Annotated in this window: 16 protein-coding genes and 1 pseudogene; 6 read left to right on the top strand and 11 right to left on the bottom strand. The window is 68.8% G+C overall.

Annotated elements, in window-relative coordinates; all coding sequences use genetic code 11:
- Positions 1-544: 544 nt before the first annotated feature.
- The 7 genes from pqqE to U5771_RS27710 all read right to left on the bottom strand — a co-directional run bounded on the left by pqqE (position 545) and on the right by U5771_RS27710 (position 6,318).
- The gene (pqqE, locus tag U5771_RS27680) at positions 545-1,669 is read right to left on the bottom strand and encodes a pyrroloquinoline quinone biosynthesis protein PqqE (RefSeq protein WP_322026924.1); all 1,125 of its coding nucleotides are present in this window, start codon (positions 1,667-1,669) and stop codon (positions 545-547) included.
- A gap of 1 nt (position 1,670) precedes the next feature.
- Positions 1,671-1,952, bottom strand: a complete 282-nt coding sequence (gene pqqD / locus U5771_RS27685; protein WP_012372245.1) for a pyrroloquinoline quinone biosynthesis peptide chaperone PqqD — start codon at positions 1,950-1,952, stop codon at positions 1,671-1,673.
- Complete coding sequence (pqqC, locus tag U5771_RS27690; protein ID WP_322026925.1) at positions 1,949-2,668, bottom strand: pyrroloquinoline-quinone synthase PqqC; 720 nt, start codon at positions 2,666-2,668, stop codon at positions 1,949-1,951. Before pqqC ends, pqqD begins: the two co-directional genes overlap by 4 nt.
- A 2-nt stretch (positions 2,669-2,670) precedes the next feature.
- A complete protein-coding gene (pqqB, locus tag U5771_RS27695; RefSeq protein ID WP_322026926.1) occupies positions 2,671-3,594 on the bottom strand; it encodes a pyrroloquinoline quinone biosynthesis protein PqqB in 924 nt (307 codons plus the stop codon).
- A gap of 64 nt (positions 3,595-3,658) precedes the next feature.
- A complete protein-coding gene (gene pqqA, locus U5771_RS27700) occupies positions 3,659-3,733 on the bottom strand; it encodes a pyrroloquinoline quinone precursor peptide PqqA (RefSeq protein WP_006410019.1) in 75 nt (24 codons plus the stop codon).
- 292 nt (positions 3,734-4,025) lie between these two features.
- Positions 4,026-6,044: a sigma-54-dependent Fis family transcriptional regulator gene (locus tag U5771_RS27705; protein WP_322026927.1), complete on the bottom strand. Its 2,019-nt coding sequence runs from the start codon at positions 6,042-6,044 to the stop codon at positions 4,026-4,028.
- The gene (locus U5771_RS27710) at positions 6,034-6,318 is read right to left on the bottom strand and encodes a hypothetical protein (RefSeq protein WP_322026928.1); all 285 of its coding nucleotides are present in this window, start codon (positions 6,316-6,318) and stop codon (positions 6,034-6,036) included. Before U5771_RS27710 ends, U5771_RS27705 begins: the two co-directional genes overlap by 11 nt.
- Before the next feature lie 42 nt (positions 6,319-6,360).
- On the opposite strand from U5771_RS27710, the gene U5771_RS27715 reads away from it, so the two are divergent.
- The gene (locus U5771_RS27715; protein ID WP_322026929.1) at positions 6,361-7,353 is read left to right on the top strand and encodes an alpha/beta fold hydrolase; all 993 of its coding nucleotides are present in this window, start codon (positions 6,361-6,363) and stop codon (positions 7,351-7,353) included.
- Here U5771_RS27715 and U5771_RS27720 read toward each other — a convergent pair.
- From U5771_RS27720 to U5771_RS27735, 4 genes and pseudogenes are all read right to left on the bottom strand, one after another.
- Positions 7,338-9,638, bottom strand: coding sequence for a TonB-dependent receptor (locus U5771_RS27720; RefSeq protein WP_322026930.1), 2,301 nt, complete (start codon positions 9,636-9,638; stop codon positions 7,338-7,340). The genes U5771_RS27715 and U5771_RS27720 overlap by 16 nt on opposite strands.
- Before the next feature lie 89 nt (positions 9,639-9,727).
- Positions 9,728-10,107: pseudogene (locus U5771_RS27725) on the bottom strand (biopolymer transporter ExbD).
- A complete protein-coding gene (locus U5771_RS27730) occupies positions 10,104-10,823 on the bottom strand; it encodes a MotA/TolQ/ExbB proton channel family protein (RefSeq protein WP_322026931.1) in 720 nt (239 codons plus the stop codon). The pseudogene U5771_RS27725 and the gene U5771_RS27730 overlap by 4 nt, the downstream one beginning before the upstream one ends.
- 10 nt (positions 10,824-10,833) lie before the next feature.
- Positions 10,834-11,589, bottom strand: a complete 756-nt coding sequence (locus U5771_RS27735; protein WP_322026932.1) for an energy transducer TonB — start codon at positions 11,587-11,589, stop codon at positions 10,834-10,836.
- 730 nt (positions 11,590-12,319) lie between these two features.
- Between U5771_RS27735 and U5771_RS27740 the strand changes: the two genes are divergently transcribed.
- From U5771_RS27740 to U5771_RS27760, 5 genes are all read left to right on the top strand, one after another.
- Positions 12,320-14,047 (top strand): methanol/ethanol family PQQ-dependent dehydrogenase, encoded by a 1,728-nt coding sequence (locus U5771_RS27740; protein WP_322026933.1) that lies wholly within the window; start codon positions 12,320-12,322, stop codon positions 14,045-14,047.
- A 79-nt stretch (positions 14,048-14,126) separates the two neighbouring features.
- Positions 14,127-15,386 carry a c-type cytochrome gene (locus U5771_RS27745; protein WP_322026934.1) on the top strand — a complete coding sequence of 420 codons (1,260 nt, stop codon included), beginning with the start codon at positions 14,127-14,129 and terminating at the stop codon, positions 15,384-15,386.
- 74 nt (positions 15,387-15,460) lie between these two features.
- Complete coding sequence (locus U5771_RS27750; protein WP_322026935.1) at positions 15,461-15,778, top strand: high-potential iron-sulfur protein; 318 nt, start codon at positions 15,461-15,463, stop codon at positions 15,776-15,778.
- Positions 15,762-17,648 carry a sigma-70 family RNA polymerase sigma factor gene (locus U5771_RS27755; RefSeq protein WP_322026936.1) on the top strand — a complete coding sequence of 629 codons (1,887 nt, stop codon included), beginning with the start codon at positions 15,762-15,764 and terminating at the stop codon, positions 17,646-17,648. The genes U5771_RS27750 and U5771_RS27755 overlap by 17 nt, the downstream gene beginning before the upstream one ends.
- Positions 17,649-17,899: 251 nt before the next feature.
- Positions 17,900-18,131: acetyl-coenzyme A synthetase N-terminal domain-containing protein (locus U5771_RS27760; RefSeq protein ID WP_322026937.1), on the top strand; the 232-nt coding region annotated here is incomplete at its 3' end.

Consider the following 18,131-nt stretch of genomic DNA (forward strand, 5'->3'; position numbering starts at 1 on the left):
GAGCGAGGTCGGTCCGGAGATCGCCGAACGCGAATCGGTGATGCCGCGTTTGCATCGTACACGCTTCGATTTCGCGCACACGTCCGACGCGAAAATTTTCATCAACATTAATGAAAATTACGACTATATGTCGTCTCGTATCGATGATGAAATACCGGTGTCATCGTCGAATCTTCCGATATAGCGCCGCGCAAACGTTGTCATCGAAACGCTTCTATCCATGAATTAATACATGGAATTATCAGAATTACCCGAGATTACTCGGGACGCGCATGCGAGCCGAATCCCTTGTCATATATCGAACGTGTCGGCAGGCATGCGTCACAAGAGATCTCGTCCGGCGTGCGCTCAAGCGGAAGCGGAAGCGGGAGCGGGAGCGGGAGCGGGAGCGGGAGCACATCCGGATCGAATCGTTTTCATGACCGTGGTGTTTCGGTCGGATGGGGAGACCGGTCGCGGGCTGACATGCGCGGCGCGCCGATGCGCCGCGCATGCATCAAACGCGCGTTTGAATTTGACGCGTTCGTGCGTCTGCGTGCGCGGCTCAGCGCGCAATCGAATTGGCAGCACTGCGAAAGATCAGCGGACGCTCGTCCTGCCGCCCGGCCCGCCGCGCGAACTGCACGGCCTGTTCGACCCGGCCGTGATGCGGTGACTTCGCGCAGACCGGATCGGCCAGCGCCGGATCGCCGGCCAGCAGGTACGCCTGGCAGCGGCACCCGCCATGATCCGTATGGCGCTCGTCGCAGGTGCGGCACGGGTCGCGCATCCAGCCGTCGCCGCGAAACGCGTTGAACGCGGCGCTGTCGTACCAGATCTCCTTCAGCGACCGGTCGCGCACGTTGGGCAATACGAGGCCGGGCAACCCGCGCGCGGCGTGGCACGGCAGCGCGGTGCCGTCCGGTGCGACGCCGAGAAACACCGAGCCCCAGCCGTTCATGCAGGCCTTGGGCCGCTGCTCGAAGTAGTCGGGCACGACGAACAGGATCTTGCACCGTTCGCCGACGAGCTTCCGGTAGCGGTTGACCGTTTCCTCCGCTTCGCGCAGCTGTTCGGCGGTCGGCATCAGCTGGTCGCGATTCAGCATCGCCCAGCCGTAATACTGGGTATTCGCGAGCTCGAGGAAATCCGCGCCGAGGTCGAGCGCCATCTCGATGATCTGGCCGACGTGCGGCAGGTTGTAGCGATGCAGCACGCAGTTCAGCACCATCGGATAGCCGTGCGACTTGATCAGCCGCCCGACGCCGCGCTTGAGATCGAAGGTGCGCGTGCTGGTCAGGAAGTCGTTCAGCTCGCGCGTCGAATCCTGCAGCGACAGCTGGATATGATCGAGCCCGGCCGCCTTGAGGCGGTCGATGCGCGCGGCATTCAGGCCCACGCCCGACGTGATCAGGTTGGTATAGAAACCCAGCGACCGCGCATGCTCGACCAGCACCTCCAGATCGCCGCGCTGCAGCGGCTCGCCGCCGGAGAAGCCGATCTGCGCGGCGCCGAGCGCGCGCGCGTCGCTGATCACCGTGCGCCACGCGTCGGTATCGAGCTCCGCGCCGTGCGTCGCGAAGTCGACGGGGTTGTAGCAGAACGCGCAGTGCAGCGGGCAGCGATAGGTGAGCTCGGCGAGCAGCCACAGCGGCGCGGACGGCCGGTTCGGAGGCGGTGTCAGGTCCATGTCAGTCGAGCCAGCCGCGCAGTCGCGCATGATCGAGGAAGCGATAGACGTCCGATGCGAGATCCGACGTGCTGAACAGCCGCTCGAGTTCGTCGATGATGTCGTCGAGCTCGCGCGTGCCGTCGCAGCGCGCGAGGATCTCGCCCGCGCTCGGGTTGAGCCGGACCATGCCTTCCGGATACAGGAGCACGTACGCATCCTGGGCCGCCTCCCACTGCAGGCGGTACATGCCCCTCAGCGAGGGGCGCAGCGGCACGCCGCTGACGACGTCGTTGGAGTTCATGCCGGATACGCCTTTTCAATCGCATCGAGAATCGACCACAGCACATCCAGCTTGAACGACAGGATGTCGAGCGCGCGCCGTTGCGCGTCCGGGGTCGTGAAATGGCTCAGCGTCACCGCGAGCCCGTGCTCGACGTCGCGCTGCGCGAGCGGCACGCGGCCGCGGAAATACTGCAGCCCGTCCGCCTCGATCCACGGATAGTGGGACGGCCAGCCCGCGAGCCGGTCGAGGTGGATCTGCGGCGCGAACATCTCGGTCAGCGACGAGCACACGGCTTCCTGCCACGGCGCGTGCCGCGCGAAATTGACGTAGGCGTCGACTGCGAAGCGCACGCCGGGCAGCACGTGCGCGAGCGACCACAGCGCCGCGCGCTCGATCCCGACCGCTTCGCCGAGCCGCGCCCACGCCTCGATCCCGCCTTCCTGGCCGCCGTGACCGTCGTGGTCGAGAATCCGCTCGACCCACAGCCGGCGCGTGTCGCGGTCCGGGCAATTGGACAGGATCGCCGCGTCCTTCAGCGGAATGCTGACCTGGTAGTAGAAGCGGTTCGCGACCCAGCCGCGGATCTGTGCCGGCGAGCACGCGCCGGCATTCAGGCGCCGGTTGAACGGATGATGGATGTGATAGCGCGATTCGAGCGCGCGCAGGCGCGCCTCGAACTCCTGCGCGCTCCAGGGCGTCGCGTGCAGCGCCGCGGCGGGAATCGGTGCGTTCATGGTCAAACCTCGAATTGCATGCCGTCGTGGGCGACCTCGATGCCGTGCTCGCGCAACTGCGCGCACTGCGCGGAACCGGGGTCGAGAATCGGATTCGTGTTGTTGATGTGCGTGAGGACCTTGCGCGTCTGCGCCGGCAACAGCCGAAGCCGGTCGATCATCCCCGGCCGCGCCGCGTCGCCGCACTGCGCGAGATGCCCCATCTCGGCCGCATGCTTCGACGACAGGCCGAGGTCGATCATCTCCGTGCCGGTCCAGAAGGTGCCGTCCACCAGCACGAGATCGGCGTCGCGCATCGCGGCGCGCGCGCCGTCGTCGACGTCGGCGAGCCCCGGCGCGTAGAACGCCTGCCGGCCGGTCTCCGTATCTTCGATCAGGAGTGCGATGTTGTCGCCCGGCACGCTCGCCTCCCGGCGCGGCGAATAAGGCGGCGGCTTGCTGTCGACCGGCACGGCGGTGAAGCGCAGGCCGCCGGCGCCCGCTATCGCGAACGGCTGGCCCGGCGCGATCGGGTGGACGTCGACACCGCAGTAGTGGCCGAGCAGCGGCACGAGCGGCAGCCCGGTCGACAGGTCGTCGAGCACCGGCGCGCTCGCGTACAGCGGCAGCGGCGCCGTGCGTTCGCGCAGCATCAGCAGGCCCGTCACGTGATCGATCTGCGCGTCGCACAGCACGACGGCGACGATCGCGCTGTCGCGGATCGCGCGGGCCGGCTGCAGGTCAGGGGCGGCGCGCAGCTGCGCGAGGATGTCCGGCGACGCATTCACCAGCACCCAGTCGATGCCGTCGCCGCTGACCGCGATCGACGATTGCGTGCGCGGCGCGATGCCGTCGGTGCCGGCCCGCGCGCGACGGCAGTTGCCGCAGTTGCAGTTCCATTGCGGCAGTCCGCCGCCGGCGCCCGAGCCGAGTATCTTGATCTTCATCTGCGTGTGCTCCCGGTGCCGCCCGCATCGTGTCCGTCGATGCGGGCGGCACTGCGCGCGTCGATCAGCGGTTGGCGATGTACATCGTGATTTCGAAGCCGAAACGCAGGTCGGTATAAGCCGGGGTGGTCCATTGCATGATGTGTCTCCTGGTTGAGTAGGTGAGTCGAAAAAACCGCATCGATCGAGCGGCCGATACCCATTCAGCAAGGAGCGTGCCGGGGCAGGACAGGCGTCGTGCAACGAGGTGCGCAGGCGTGCGGCAGCCGCCGGGTGCTCACCACACCGGCATTCTTACGATTTACATACACAAATATTTCAGGATCCGTCGAACGACGGTTCACTGCATGCGCGGCCGGTTGAGCAAGTGTTGAATCCTTGAACACCGGGTGTTGCAACCTGACACACCGGTGTGACAGTCGCGGCGGCCGTCAGGGTTCATCCGGCTCCAGCGCATCCGGCCCGGCGGCCGGCATCTTGCGATAGATCGTGTTGCGCGACACGCCGAGCGCGCGTGCGGCGGCGGACACATTGCCGCCATGACGCGCGAGCGCGGCCGCGATCGCGGATGCGGCCACGTCCTGCAGCCGCGCATCACCGGCCGCGGCTGCGCTCACGGTCGCGCTCGCGGGTGCTTCCGATGCAAGCGACGACGCACCGGCGCCCTGCACTTCCGGGCCGCCGTCGCGCCGCACGTCGTCGAAGAAATCGTCCGGCAAATGCTCGCAACGGATCTCGCAGTCGTCGTCGACCATCGCGGCCGCCGTCCGCAGCAAGTTCGCGAGCTGCCGGAAGTTGCCCGGCCACGCGCAGCGCTCGAACAGCGCCATCACGTCGGGCGCGACGCTCAGCGGCCGGCGGCCGGGCCCCGACAACGTCTCCCGCTGCAGCATCTTCTGGACGACCACCGCGAGGTCCGTGCGATCGCGCAGCGGCGGCAGGCGCACGACGAGGCCGTTGAGCCGGTAGTACAGGTCCTCGCGGAAGCGGTTCTGCGCGATCATGTCGCGCAGGTCGCGGTGCGTCGCGCAGATGATCGCGATGTCGACGCCGATCGCCTTCGTCGAGCCGAGCGGATTGACGATGCGCTCCTGCAGCACGCGCAGCAGCCGCACCTGCAGCGGATACGGCATGTCGCCGATTTCGTCGAGAAACAGCGTGCCGCCGTTGGCCTGCAGCAGCTTGCCGGTCGCGCCCTTGCGGCGTGCGCCGGTAAACGCGCCCTCCTCGTAGCCGAACAGCTCGGACTCGATCAGCGTTTCCGGAATCGACGCGCAGTTGACCGCGACGAACGGCCCGTCGCGGCGCGGCGAGTCGTTGTGGATCGCCTGCGCGAGCAGTTCCTTGCCGGTCCCGGTCTCGCCGGTGATCAGCACCGGAATGTCCTTGCCGATCACCTTGCGGACCTTCGCGATCACCGCCGCGACCTGCGGGTCGCCGGTGTCGAGATAGCTGAGCCGCGACAGGCTCGCCGCGGCCTGCGCGGCAGGCGGCCGCGCGGTGGGCGCGGCGCCGTCGTGCACTTCGGCAGGCCGGCTGCCCTCGGCCCGCAACGCGCGCCGGAACTGCACGCGCGCGCAGACCACCGCGCCGTTGCCGAGGTTCAGCGACACGTGCGGCTCGGTGCTCGCGCGCATCCGGTCGATCAGCTGCGCGCTCGTCACGTCGAACAGCGACGCGAGCGTATGCGCGCGCAGCGCGGCGAGCGGCATCCCGAGCTGGAACTGCGCGCTGCGGTTGGCCGACAGGAAGCGGCCGTCCGCGGTGAACGCGACGATCCCTTCCATCAACGTTCCGAGGAATTCGGGGCGGCCGTGGAACGACACCTGCAGCGTCTCCTGGAAGGTCGTCGTGAACAGGTGGTTCTCGATCATCTGCACCGACATCTTCGCGAGCGCCATCGTGTGCTGGTGATAGCTGCGGTGGTCGCCCGTCACGTCGAGCACGCCGATCGCGTCGCCGTACGGATCGAGAATGGGCACGCTCGAGCAGGTCAGGAAATGGTTCGCGGCCAGGAAGTGCTGGTCGCCGTGCACGACCATCGGACACAGCTCCGCGAGCGCGGTGCCGATCGCGTTGGTGCCCTGCCGGCTCTCCGCCCAGTTCGCGCCGGGGCGCAGCGCGACCCGTTCCGCGCGCCGCAGGAAATCGTCGTCGCCGATCGAATGCAGGATCAGCCCTTCCGCATCGGTCAGCGCGATCATGCTCTGCGTATTGACGATCTGCTCGTGCAGCGTCTCCATCACGGGCATCGCATGCACGCACAGCACGCGGTTCTGCTCGCGCTTGAGCGCCAGCGCGGCGCCGGACAGCAGGTCGTAGTCGGGACGTGCCGACGCCTGCAGGCCGAACGTCTCGGACCGCTCATGGGACTTCTGGATCGTCGGCGTCGGCCAGCCGGGCGCATGCGTGGCCCGTGCGTTGGCCGTCGGATGAACGTCATCGCGCATTGTCTCCTCCGGGGATCCTCCGGTCGGTGCCGGACTCTTTGTCCTTGATACAAGCAAACATCGGGCCACGACGGGATGCGCGCGCGGCCTTGTTTCGTTGCATCGCCGCCTGGCCGGAATTGAAAGGAAAATGAAATGACGACACCGGCATGCATTCGACGCGGCGTGCCGCGAGCATGGTCGACGTGATAGCGTGAAACGCACGCGTGCCGCTACCGAGACGAATCCCTATCTCCATCACTGGCGCGATTCTGGCTTCATACGATTCCAGCACGGCCGCTTCGCGCCGTCGCCTTTCCCTTGACTCCCGGCCGACATGACGCAATCACGCAGCCGCCTCTCCGCCTTCCCCATGCGCCGCCTGTCCCGCGATGCATGCACGATCGCGTGGACCGAAGCCGGCAACCCGCACGGCGATCCGGTCGTCGTGCTGCACGGCGGGCCCGGCAGCGGCAGCCGGCCGGCGGTGCTGCGCCTGTTCGACCTGACGCGCACGCGCGTCGTGCTGGTCGACCAGCGCGGCGCGGGCGCATCGACGCCGCGCGGCAGCCTGCGTCACAACAACACGATGCGGCTGATCGGCGATCTCGACGCGCTGCGCGCGCAGCTCGGCATCGCACGCTGGGGCGTCGTCGGCGGGTCGTGGGGCGCGGCGCTCGCGCTCGCCTACGCGGGACAGCATCCGTCGTGCGTCACCGGCGTCGTGCTGCGCGGGTTGTTCCTCACGTCGTCGCGCGAAGTGCGCGGCCTGTTCGTCGGTGCGCGCGCACGGGCGCCGCGGGCCTGGCAGCGCCTGACGGCCGCCGCCGGCACCGCGCGCGCCGATCGGCTGATCGCCTGCTGCGCGCGGCGTCTCCAGCCGGGCGCCGGCGCGGCACGGCAACGCGCGGTCGCGCTCGCCTGGAACGCGTATGAAGACGCGATCCTGACCGGTCGGCCCGCGCGCGGCAGGCGGCCGACACAACCCGCCATCGACCGGCTGATAGACAAATACCGGATCCAGGCGCACTACCTGCAACGCAACTGCTGGCTCGGCGAACGCCGCTTGCTGGCGCTGGCGCGACAGGCCGCGCAAGCCGGCGTGCCGTTGCACGCCGTGCACGGCACGCGCGACCGCGTGTGCCCGGTCGACAACGTCGATCGGCTCGCGCGCGCGGTGCCGGCCGCCGTGGTCGAGCGCGTGCCGGCCGGGCATCTCGCGAGCGACGATGCGCTCGCGCGTGGCGTCGCGCGCGCGGTGCGCCAGATTCCGACCGACACGGCAGGCGCGCCACCGCCCGTGGAGTCGCCCGCTCAGTCCCACGCATAGCGCGCGCCAATCCACGCGCCGCGCGGCGCACCCGGCCCGACGAACTGCTCGTCGACGGGGTTGAGCCCGTCGAACGAATGATTCGGACCGTTGAAGAAGTTCCGGCCGAGCATCCCGAAGCTCGCATGGCGCTTGTCGAGCAGGTTGGTCACCGACGCGAACAGCTGCAGATGCTTCGTGACCTGCCAGGTCGTGTCGAGGTCGATCAGGACATAGCCGGGCACCTTGCCGTTCATGTCCTGGTTGTTCTCGTCGCCGCGCGCGAACACGCCGCTGCGATACGTGATGTTGGTCCCGACATTCCATTTCGGCGTCGCCGCATAGTCGAGCCGCAGCTTCACGGTGCTCGACGGAATCCCGGGAATGCGGTCGCCGGAGCGGACGACGATGTTGCCGTGCGCATCGGCGCTCGAATTGCTCGCGCTGCTTTCGGTCCACGCCGAGCGGTAGCTGGCGTCGACATAGCTGTAGCTGACGCCGATGCCGACCGGCCCCAGCCGCGTATGGCCCGCGAGTTCGAAGCCTTGCCGGCGCGTCTTGCCGACGTTCTGGAAATAGCCGAGCGTGCTCGCGCCGCCGTTGCTGCTGATGAACTGGATGTCGTCGTCGAGCGTCGTGTCGTAGACGGCCGCACTCCACGTCGTCGCCTGGCCCACCCGGCCGCGCGCGCCCAGCTCGATCGTCTTCGCGATCACCGGCTTCAGCGCCGGGTCGGCGAGAAAGTCGTTCGGCAACGAGCACGGCGCGGCCGGATCGGCGCACGCGAGCTCGATCGCGGTCGGCGAGCGCATCCCTTCGTTGTACGTCGCATACGCGGTGAAGCCCGGCACCGGATTCCACGTGACGCCGACGGCCGGATTGAACCGCGAGAACGTGTGGCGCGCGGTGAGCAGCGGCTGCAGGCCGCTCACGTCCTCGATCGCCGCCCGCGACCAGTTGTAGCGTCCGGCCAGCGTCATCGACCATTGCCGCGTCAGCGCGAGCGTGTCGTCGAAGTAGACGCCGTAGTTCGCGTTGCGCGTCTTCGCGCGGGTCGTCTGCGTGAAGTCGCCGATGCCGACCGTCGCGCGCGTATCCGTGAACATCGCATCCTGCGACGCCTGCTCGAACCGCGAGTTCGCGAGATCGGCGGATGCACCCACGACGAACTGGTTGTCCATGCCGGCGAGCTTGCCGAGCAGCGTCAGCTGCAGGTTCGCGCCGTAGCTGTCGGTCGTGATCACCGAGCGGTCGTTGGTCGCCTGCACGGTGTCGGTGGCGCCGCTGTCGTCGACGCTGCCGAAATCGTCGTTCACGTTGCTGCTGATGTTGGTGTTGCGGTAGTGCCGGTAATAGACGTTGCCGCTGAGCTGCACGTGGTCGTTGAACGAATGGTCGCCCGACACGGTGACGTACGCGGCGCTGTTGCGGTTCAGGTCGGGATAGGTATAGGCCTGCGCGCGATTGTCGAGAAACGAACGCGGAATCGTCTGCGAGCCTTGCAGCGCATTATCCGCGCCGCCGGCCGAGATCGACAGCGTCGTATCGGCATCCGTGTAGCGCAGCTTGCCGAATCCCTGCCGCACGCGGCTCGCGTTGTGATCGGCCCAGCCGTTGTCGTTCGCGACGTTGCCCGTCACGTAGTAGTCGAGCTGGCTGCCGATGCGCCCGCCCTGCTCGATCTGCGCGGTCTTGCGTCCCCACGCGCCGACCGACACCTGCGCGGCACCGCCCGGGCTCGTCCTGCCGTTCTTCGTCGTGATCGCGAGCGCGCCGCCGAGCGTGTTGAGCCCGTAGGTCGGATTCGAGCCCGGGATCAGCTGCATCGTGTCGATCGCCGCCTGCGGGATGAGGTCCCAGTTCACGACGTCGCCGAACGGCTCGTTGACGCGCACGCCGTCGACGAACACCGACAGCCCCTGCGGCGTGCCGACGACCGGCGACGCGGTGAAGCCGCGGTAGTTCACATCCGTCTGGTACGGGTTGCCCTGCGCCTCGTTGATGTCGACGCTCGTGACGTTCTTCTCGAAGTAGTCGGTCAATACGCTGTCGTGCTGACGCGCGATGTCCTCGCCGCGAATCGTCTGGACGTTGGCCGGCACGCGCGACAGCGGTGTGCCGATCCCGAGCAGCGGCGTCGTGCCGACGACGACGACCGGCGCGAGCATCGGCGCATCGACACTGCCGGCCGGTTCGACCTGCGCCGACGCGGGCGTCAGCCAGCCGCCGAGCATGCCGCCGAAGCACAGCATGACGCCCGCGCGCCGGGCGGCGAGGCGGCGCTTCGCCCCATCGGTTTCATTCATCTCCATGTCTCCACATTTATTTTTATAACGTCGTTATATCGTTGTCCGTATCGATTAATTCGCGCTCGTCTCCGCCGACGTCGTTCGCTTCATCGCACCGGCCCGGCATCGCCGTCCGCCGTCGCGATCGCGACATGCGCGACACGCGCGCGTCCGATCGACGCGATGACGCCGGCCACGGTGCCGAACGACTCGTTGCGGTCCGCGTGCAGGCTGACGCTCGTCTGCGGATCGTGAAAAACACGGCGTGCCAGCGCGGCTTCGACCTCGGCCGGCGTGACCGGCGCGCCGTCGATCCGGATCGCGCCGGCGCGGCTGCCTTCGGCAGGTCGACGCGGATCGCATGCGTCATCAGCGGTGCGGCGACCATGAAGATCACCAGCAACACGAGGACGACGTCCACGAGCGGCGTCACGTTGATCTCGCCGAGCGGTTCGCCCGCGTCGGCTTCGCGGTCATCCGTCCTCATACGGCCGCCCGGCGCACGCCGCCCGCGTTGCTGGCCGCCGGCAACGCGGCGTGCACCGGCGCGTCGATCCGGAACCGGCGCTGTTCGGCCAGCGCGATCAGGTCCTGCCCGAACTCGTCGAGCCCGGCCGTCACGGTCTTGAGCCGCCGCAGGAACAGGTTGTAAGCCAGCACGGCCGGAATCGCGACGCCGATGCCGATCCCGGTCGCGACCAGCGCCTGGCCGATCGGCCCCGCGATCGCATCGATGCCGTTCGTGGCCGACGCCGTCATCGACTGCAACGTATGGACGATGCCGAACACGGTGCCGAACAGGCCAACGAACGGCGCGACGTTCGCAATCGACGCGAGCACGGTGAGCCCGCGCTCGAGCGGCCGTTGCTCGCGCCGGATCGCGCGCGCGAGCGTACGTTCGAGCAGGTCGCGGCGGTCCCACGCGACCAGCGTGGCCGGCGCGTCCGGATCGGGGGCGTCGAGATCGCGCAATGCGGTGCACACGGCGCGCTGCAGGCGTGCGTTCTGGCTGGCCGCCGCCTCGTCGTCCGTCGGCATCGACAGTGCCGTGCGATCGCCGCGGCCCGCGGCAAAGCGGCGGTTGCCGAGCGCGATGCGCGCAACCAGCAGCGCCTTGACGACGATCAGCGTCCACGTGAGCGCCGACAGCACCGCGAGGAGCGCAAACGCACCGACAACCGCGTAATGGATGTAATCAGACATGTCGGACTCCCTAGTTTCCGAGTTTGAACACGACCGGCACCCTGACCCAGCCGTCGATCGATGCCGTGCCGCGTTTCGCCGGCACGAAGCGCCAGTCCGTGACCGCCGCGACGGCCGCATCGTCGAGCGCGTCGTGTCCGCTGCTCGCCGACAGCAGGACCTGGTCGGGCCGGCCATTCGCGAGTACATGCACGTTCAGGATCGTGGTGCCTTCCCAGCCGCGCCGCTGCGCGACGTCCGGGTAATCGGGTGCCGGGTTGCGCAGGTAGGCCGCCGCGAAGCGCGGTGCGGTGACGGGTTCGCTTTCCGTTGACGATGGTGCGATCGGCGGCATGGTATCGGCCGATGCGTGTGCGGCGGCCGGCGCTGCCGGTTCCCGTACCGGCCCGGTTCGCTGAAATTCACCGTCCGGCTGCGCAACGGCGGCTGCGGCCGGGGGCTGGCGCGAAGAACTTGCGTGGTCGATCCGACGAGGCGCCGCCAGGTTCGGCTGAATCTCCCGATGCATGACTGTTTCGCGGAGCCCGGGCGAAGGCCCATGCACGGGAGGAACCGGTATTGCGCCATCCGTACGGCGCCGCTCGCCCGGTTCTGCAATCCGCGCGGATTCGCTCGCGTCCACCTCGACGGCGAGCGGACGGGGCGGCGTCGGGTGTGCAGCGGGCACCCACGCATGCCACAGCGCGACCGTGATGGCCGCATGGATGGCGACTACCGCCAGCGCGACGGCGTGCAACGGTTCGCGTGCGCGCGCGGCCTGCGACACCTCGATCGCCGCCGCATGCGGGCCGACCGGCGCGATGCCGCATGCGAGCGCGACCACGCGGCGGCGGTCGGTCCTGCGGTCGGCATCGGACGGAATCGGGACAGGCATGGCGGTTTCTCGCGGCGCGGAATCGTTGCCGGTTCGAACGGCAAGAAGCATGCCGACACCCGCATCGCCCGGCCGGCGCCAGTCGAAGCCACCACGCGTCGATACGCGACCGCACACTTGTTGCCGTTCGTGCCACCCCTGTTGCATCTGTGTCAAATTGGATCAACCGCCGGTGTTCAAGTCACCGCGTACGTGCTCGTCGTTCGGATCGAACGCGCCGCCGGAGGCACGCCGTCCATCGCATGCGTCCGTCGTACTGGACAGCAGCACGCTATCGACTCACACCGTCGTCGTCGACCGCCTTCCCTCCGCCACACATTTCTCCGTTCAGGCAGGCACTCGCGCATGACCGCCGCGATGCTCACGTCGGCTCACCGCACTGTCATGTTTCGCAACACCCGGCCCGCGGCTGTCCCCGAACGCAACACACACGGATCACCCGCACCGCGCCGCCCGCGTCGCCCCGGCACGCGCAATCCGCCGCTCCGCCTTGCGCGGCAAGGTGCGCGCCGCAGTGGCATGCGATTTGCGTGACTGGCTGCGCACTGGACCCGGATCCCCACCCCTGCCGGCCCGGCCAGGTGTTGGCCGCGGTGCGACCACAATGACTCAGGAGACAACCATGAAAAAACTCTCGGCTTCGACGAGCCGACTGGCAACGATCGGAATCGCGGCGGCAGCCGCGATCGCCTTGAATCCCGGCCTGGTGGACGCGGCCGCGGATTATCCGGCCGTCACGTACCAGCGGCTCACGGATGCGCAACGCGATCCGGGCTGGCTCACCTACTACCGCACGTACAGCGGCCAGGCGCATTCGCCGCTCAAGCAGATCGACGCGTCGAACGTGAAGCAGCTCACGCAGGCGTGGAGCTACAAGTTTCCGGCCGAGCTGAAGCAGGGTTTCGAGGCCACGCCGATCGTCAACGGCCGCTACCTGTTCGTGACCACGCCGAAGGACAACGTGTACGCGTTCGACGCGGCCACCGGCGCGCAGCTGTGGAAATACGAGCCGAAGCTCGGCGCGGAATCGTTCAAGACGGCCTGCTGCGACGTCGTGAACCGCGGCGTCGCGCTGTACGGCAAGAACGTCTACGTCGCGATGCTGAGCGGCGAGGTGGCCGCGCTCGATGCGCAGACCGGCGCACTCGTGTGGAAGAAGCAGATGTTCGAACCGGGGCTCGGCTACGCGTTCTCGCTCGCCCCGCTCGCGCTCGACGGCGCGATCGTGGTCGGCAGCTCGGGCGGCGAATACGGCGCACGCGGCTTCATCGCGGCGCTCAGCCCGAACGACGGCACGCTGCTGTGGAAGCGCTTCACGATCCCCGGCCAGGGCGAGAAGCACGCCGATACCTGGCCCGACGGGATGCAGGCGCACGGCGGCGCACCGGCCTGGCTGACCGGTACCTACGACGCAGCGACGCGCACGCTGTACTGGGGTGTCGGCAACCCGGGGCCGTGGCTCGCGGACCTGCGGCCGGGCGACAACCTGTACTCCGATTCGCTGCTCGCGCTGGATCCGAAGAACGGCGACCTCAAGTGGCACTACCAGTACACGAAGCACGACACCTGGGACTATGACGGCGTCAACACGCCGGTGCTCGCGACGATCAAGTACAAGGGCAAGGAACACGATGCGATCGTCCATGCGGACCGCAACGGCTACTTCCACGCGATCGACCGCGACACCGGCAAGCTGATCTATGCGGAGCCGTTCGTGAAGGCCACGTCGGTCACCGGCTACACGGAAGACGGCGCGCCGATCCAGGATCCCGCGAAGTACCCGAAGGTCGGCACGACGATCGACACGTGCCCGAGCTTCCTCGGCGGCAAGAACTGGTGGTCGATGTCGTACGACCCCGTGCGCCATCTCGCGATCGTCCCGGCGCTGCATGCGTGCATGAGCCTGTCGGGCAAGTCGGTCAACTACATGGAAGGCTTGCCTTATCTCGGCGAAGGCTTCGAGATCAAGCCCGAGCCGGGCAGCGAAGGCTACGGCGAACTCCAGGCGATCGACGTGAACACCGGCAAGAAGGTGTGGAGCCACTGGAGCAAGCTGCCGTGGAACGGCGGCGTCGCGACGACCGCGAGCGGCCTCGCGTTCAGCGGCTCTCTCGACGGCCACCTGTACGCGTTCGACGTCGCCAGCGGCAAGGTGCTGTGGGAGAGCCCGAAACTCGCGAGCGGGATCATCGCGCAGCCGTCGGTGTTCGAAGTCGACGGAAAGGAGTACGTAGCAGTGCTCGCCGGCTACGGCGGCGCCAATCCGATCTGGGGCGGCCCGATGGCCAAGGCGGCGGACGACGTGCCGCGCGGCGGCACGCTGTACGTGTTCGCCCTCGACCGCGGCTGATCGCTGCCGGTCGTCCGCATCGCACCCGCGCCGCCGGCGCGGGTGCCCCCCACTCTCCTCTTCAACCGGGCGTACGAACATGAACATCCGACTTTCCCGCCTCGCCGTGGCCTGTGCGCTCGCGGCAGGCACGGCGCTGACCCCGATGCTGTCCACGGCCGCGACGCCGGTGCGCATCTGCTCGCTGCCCGGTACGCCGACGGCCGCGCTCGACAAGGCCGTCGCCCGCGACGTGTTCCGCACGGCCGGCATCGCGGCGACGTTCGCCGCGCACGACGCCGGCGGCAGCGACGACGACGGCGTATCCGCGCACGAACTCGCCGGCATCCTCGAACGCGATTGCGACGTGCTCGCCGGCTTCCCGCGCTCGGCCATTGCCGACGCATCCGACACGAAGCTGCTGTTCTCGCAGGGCTACCTGCGCTCCGGCTACGTGAGCGTCACGCGCCGCGACGCCGGCACACCGGCGACCGGCCGGGAAATCGTCGCGGCGACCTACGCGAGCCCCGCGCAATTGATCGCGGTCCAGCAGAAGAACGCGCGCTTCGATCTCGAGAACACGTCCGAACAAACGGTCGACGCGGTCGCCCGCGGCCGCGCGCATCGCGCGATCGTCTGGTATCCGGCGGTCATCGCGTATCAGGCCGCGCATCCGAAACAGGCGTTCCGGATCGGCGCGACGTCGTCGCCGTATGCGGAGTGGCAGCTCACGTTCGCGTTCGCGCCGCGCTCGGCGGCGTTGCAGCAGCGGATCGACGCGGCGCTCACGCAGATGAAGCACAACGGCCGGCTCGCCGCGCTGACCCGCAAGTGGGCGCTGCCCGGCAGTGCGCTCGAAGCACACGAGTCGCACGCGCCGTCGCGCTTCCTCGACGGCGCGATCGCGGCCGGCGGCCGGCCCTCGGGTGGCCTCCTGCGCGCGCGCAACGTGCCCGCCGGCGGCGGCTTCATCCGCGTCGCCGCGAGCACCGGCGACCCGGCCCCTGCGTTCGACGCCGCCCAGGCCGCGCACGGCAAGGAACTCTATGGCAACGCATGCGCGAAATGCCACGGCGCCGACCTCGAAGGCAACACCGCGCCCGCGTTGAGCGGCCCGTCGTTCGCGCCGCTGTCGCATTCGCACCTGACGATCGGCGGCGTGTTCGGCTACATGGCGACCAACATGCCGGCGGACCAGCCCGGCAAGCTGAAGGACGAAGACTACGCGGACCTGATGGCCTTCCTGCTCGCATCGAACGGCTATGTCGCCGGCAAGAACACGCTGACGGCCGATACCGCACGCGCGTCGACCGCGCCGCTCGTCGCCGGTCCCGCGGCGCACAAGGACGCGAGCCAGTAACACCGGGCAAGCGGCTTCGCCACGCGACGCGGGCCGCCCCCTCCCCACGATTTCATCTTCACCAGGAAACGACCGTGACGTACCCGACCTCTCGCAGAACCTTCATCATCCACACCATCGGCCTGTGCGCGACGCTCGCCGCCGCACGCACGGCACGCGCGGCGCCGCCGCTCGTCGACGAGAACGACGCCGCCGCGAAGACGCTCGGCTATCGTGCGCATGCGTCCAGCGTCGACGCCGCGCAGTTCCCGAAATACCAGGCCGGCCAGCGCTGCACCAACTGCCGCTTCTACAAGGGCGAAGCGGCGGATGCCGCCGGCACGTGTCCGATGTTCGGCGGCAAGCTGGTCGCGGCGGACGGCTGGTGCAACGTGTATGCGAAGCGCGCGTGACGTGTCGCGCGACGGGCTGCCGGCGCGGCACGCACCGGTGCCCGCGGCCGGCATCGACGACGGCGCGCCGCCGCAGGCCGTCGCGCATCTGCACGCGCTGATCGCGACCGGCCTGTCGCGCGGCTTCGTCACGCACGGCGACATCATCGACGCGCTGTCCGACGACGATGCGAACGAAAGCGGCATCGATGCGGCCGCCACGGTGCTCGCGGAACTCGGCATCGCGGTGTGCGACAGCGCCGATACCGCGAGCGGCTGGACGCTCGAGCGCTACTTCCGGCCCGTGCCGCCCGCGCGTGCATGGGTCGACGGCGCCGGCACGCTCGCCGCGGCCGACCTGCTCGCGCCGCGCACGACCGACCCGGTCCGGCTGTACCTGCGCGAGATGGGCACGACGCCGCTTCTCACGCGCGACGAGGAATTCGCGTACGCGCAGCGGATCGAGCGCGGCCGCGCGGCGTCGGTCGCGGTGCTGTGCGGCGATCCCGCCGCGCTCGACGCGCTGGTGTCGATCCGCGCCGAGATCGCCGATTGCCGGACCGCCGCATCGACCTATGTGATCTTTCTCGCCGACGGCATGCACGACGATCGACCGTCCGGTAACGCCGATGCGGCCGCTTCGCCCGCCTCCACCGACGAGCCCGCTCGCGACGACGAGACCCCACCGGAGGATTCGGCCTGGCGCGACACCGTAGTGGCGCGGCTCGCACGCCTCGACGCGCTCGCGGACGGCATGCGCGCGGCGCTGGTGTCGGGCGGCACCGCTTCTGCCGCGTATCGCGCGCAAGTCCGCGCCGCAGCGGCGCTGCTCGGCACGCTGTGCCTGTCCGCCCGCGCACTCGAACGAATGAGCGAACCGTTGCGCCACCGTGCGCGCCGCCATCGCGCGCTACGGAGCCGGCTGGCGCGGATACTGGCCGACGTGGGCATCCCGCCGTCGTTCGCGCAGTCGACTGACGACGATCACGCCGGCTGGCTCGCGTCGTGCATTGCCGCGCATCCGGCCTGCGGGCCGACGCTGACGCGACGCGCGGCCGAGTTCGTCGACGCACGCGCCGCGATCGTGCGCGATGCCCCGGCGTCGGCACTGCCGCCCGGCGCGACCGCGTCGCTCGATGCACGGCTCGCCGCGATCGAGCGCGCGATGCAGCCGGCGAGGACGGGCCTGTTCGACGCGAACCTTCGGCTCGTCGTGTCGATCGCAAAGCGCTATCCCGACCGCGGGCTGCCGTTCGCGGACCTGATCCAGGAAGGCAACATCGGCCTGTTGAAGGCGATCGAGCGCTACGACTACCGGCGCGGCTTCCGGTTCTCGACCTACGCGACCTGGTGGATCCGGCAGGCGATCACGCACGCGCTCGCCGACCTCGGCCGCACGATCCGCGTGCCGACGCATACGGTCGACGCACTGAACAAGCTGACGCGCGTCGCGCGCGAGCATCGGCAACGCGCGGGCACGGCCGCGACGCCGGCCGAACTGGCCGTCCACATGGGCGAGCCGGTCGACCGGGTGCGCGACCTGATGGCGATCGTGAAGGAACCGCTGTCGGCCGACTTGCCGGTTTCGCCGGAAGGCGACATGACATTCGCCGACGTCGCGCCGGACCTGTCGTCGCCGTCGCCCGAAGACGCCGCCGGCGCCACCCAGTTGCGCACTACGATCGCGGCCGCGATCGACCGGCTGCCGCCGCGCGAGGCGATGGTCCTGCGACTGCGCTACGGGTTGCACACCGACGAAGGCTGCTCGCTGCGCGACATCGGCCGCCAGTTGAACCTGTCCGCCGAACGCGTGCGGCAGATCGAGGCGTCGGCGCTCGCGCGGCTTCGCGCATCCGACGCGCTCGGCATGCTCCGGTCGTTCATCGCATAGCACGGCGTCCGGCCGGCGGCGTGCACGTCGCGCATCGTGCGCCGTGTTGACACCTGCAACACCCGCTGCTGCATTTCGACGCAACACGCAGGTCGGCAAGAACGCCGAGCATTCCGCCTTTAAATGCTTTGCACTGCATATCGATCGACGAGACCCGCACAACGACGCGCACGCACGCCGTTCCGGCCGAATACCCCCACGATTGGCATGCAAGTTGCGTTTCAACAGTCAGGCCACCCCCTACGATTTCCATGGAGAACACCTTGACTGCCCTCGTATCGATCCTGCAGGAACGCCGAATCTTCGAACCGACGGCCGACACGCGCGAGCGCGCCACCCTTTCCGGCATGCCGGCCTACCGCGCGCTGGCCGCCGACGCCGAGCAGGATTACGAAGGCTTCTGGGGGCGACTCGCACGCGAGGGCCTCAGCTGGCACAAGCCGTTCACGAAGGTGCTCGACGAGCGCGACGCGCCGTTCTACA

The organism is Burkholderia sp. BCC1977, assembly GCF_905339595.1.
Lineage (GTDB): Bacteria > Pseudomonadota > Gammaproteobacteria > Burkholderiales > Burkholderiaceae > Burkholderia.

Excerpts from the sequence above, each read along its gene's own strand:
- U5771_RS27755 (WP_322026936.1), top strand. The coding sequence starts at position 15,762 with ATGCGAAGCGCGCGTGACGTGTCGCGCGACGGGCTGCCGGCGCGGCAC.
- pqqB (WP_322026926.1), bottom strand. The coding sequence starts at position 3,594 with ATGAAGATCAAGATACTCGGCTCGGGCGCCGGCGGCGGACTGCCGCAA.
- U5771_RS27715 (WP_322026929.1), top strand. The coding sequence starts at position 6,361 with ATGACGCAATCACGCAGCCGCCTCTCCGCCTTCCCCATGCGCCGCCTG.
- U5771_RS27720 (WP_322026930.1), bottom strand. The coding sequence starts at position 9,638 with ATGAATGAAACCGATGGGGCGAAGCGCCGCCTCGCCGCCCGGCGCGCG.
- U5771_RS27705 (WP_322026927.1), bottom strand. The coding sequence starts at position 6,044 with ATGCGCGATGACGTTCATCCGACGGCCAACGCACGGGCCACGCATGCG.
- pqqC (WP_322026925.1), bottom strand. The coding sequence starts at position 2,668 with ATGAACGCACCGATTCCCGCCGCGGCGCTGCACGCGACGCCCTGGAGC.
- U5771_RS27740 (WP_322026933.1), top strand. The coding sequence starts at position 12,320 with ATGAAAAAACTCTCGGCTTCGACGAGCCGACTGGCAACGATCGGAATC.
- U5771_RS27745 (WP_322026934.1), top strand. The coding sequence starts at position 14,127 with ATGAACATCCGACTTTCCCGCCTCGCCGTGGCCTGTGCGCTCGCGGCA.
- U5771_RS27730 (WP_322026931.1), bottom strand. The coding sequence starts at position 10,823 with ATGTCTGATTACATCCATTACGCGGTTGTCGGTGCGTTTGCGCTCCTC.
- pqqD (WP_012372245.1), bottom strand. The coding sequence starts at position 1,952 with ATGAACTCCAACGACGTCGTCAGCGGCGTGCCGCTGCGCCCCTCGCTG.
- pqqE (WP_322026924.1), bottom strand. The coding sequence starts at position 1,669 with ATGGACCTGACACCGCCTCCGAACCGGCCGTCCGCGCCGCTGTGGCTG.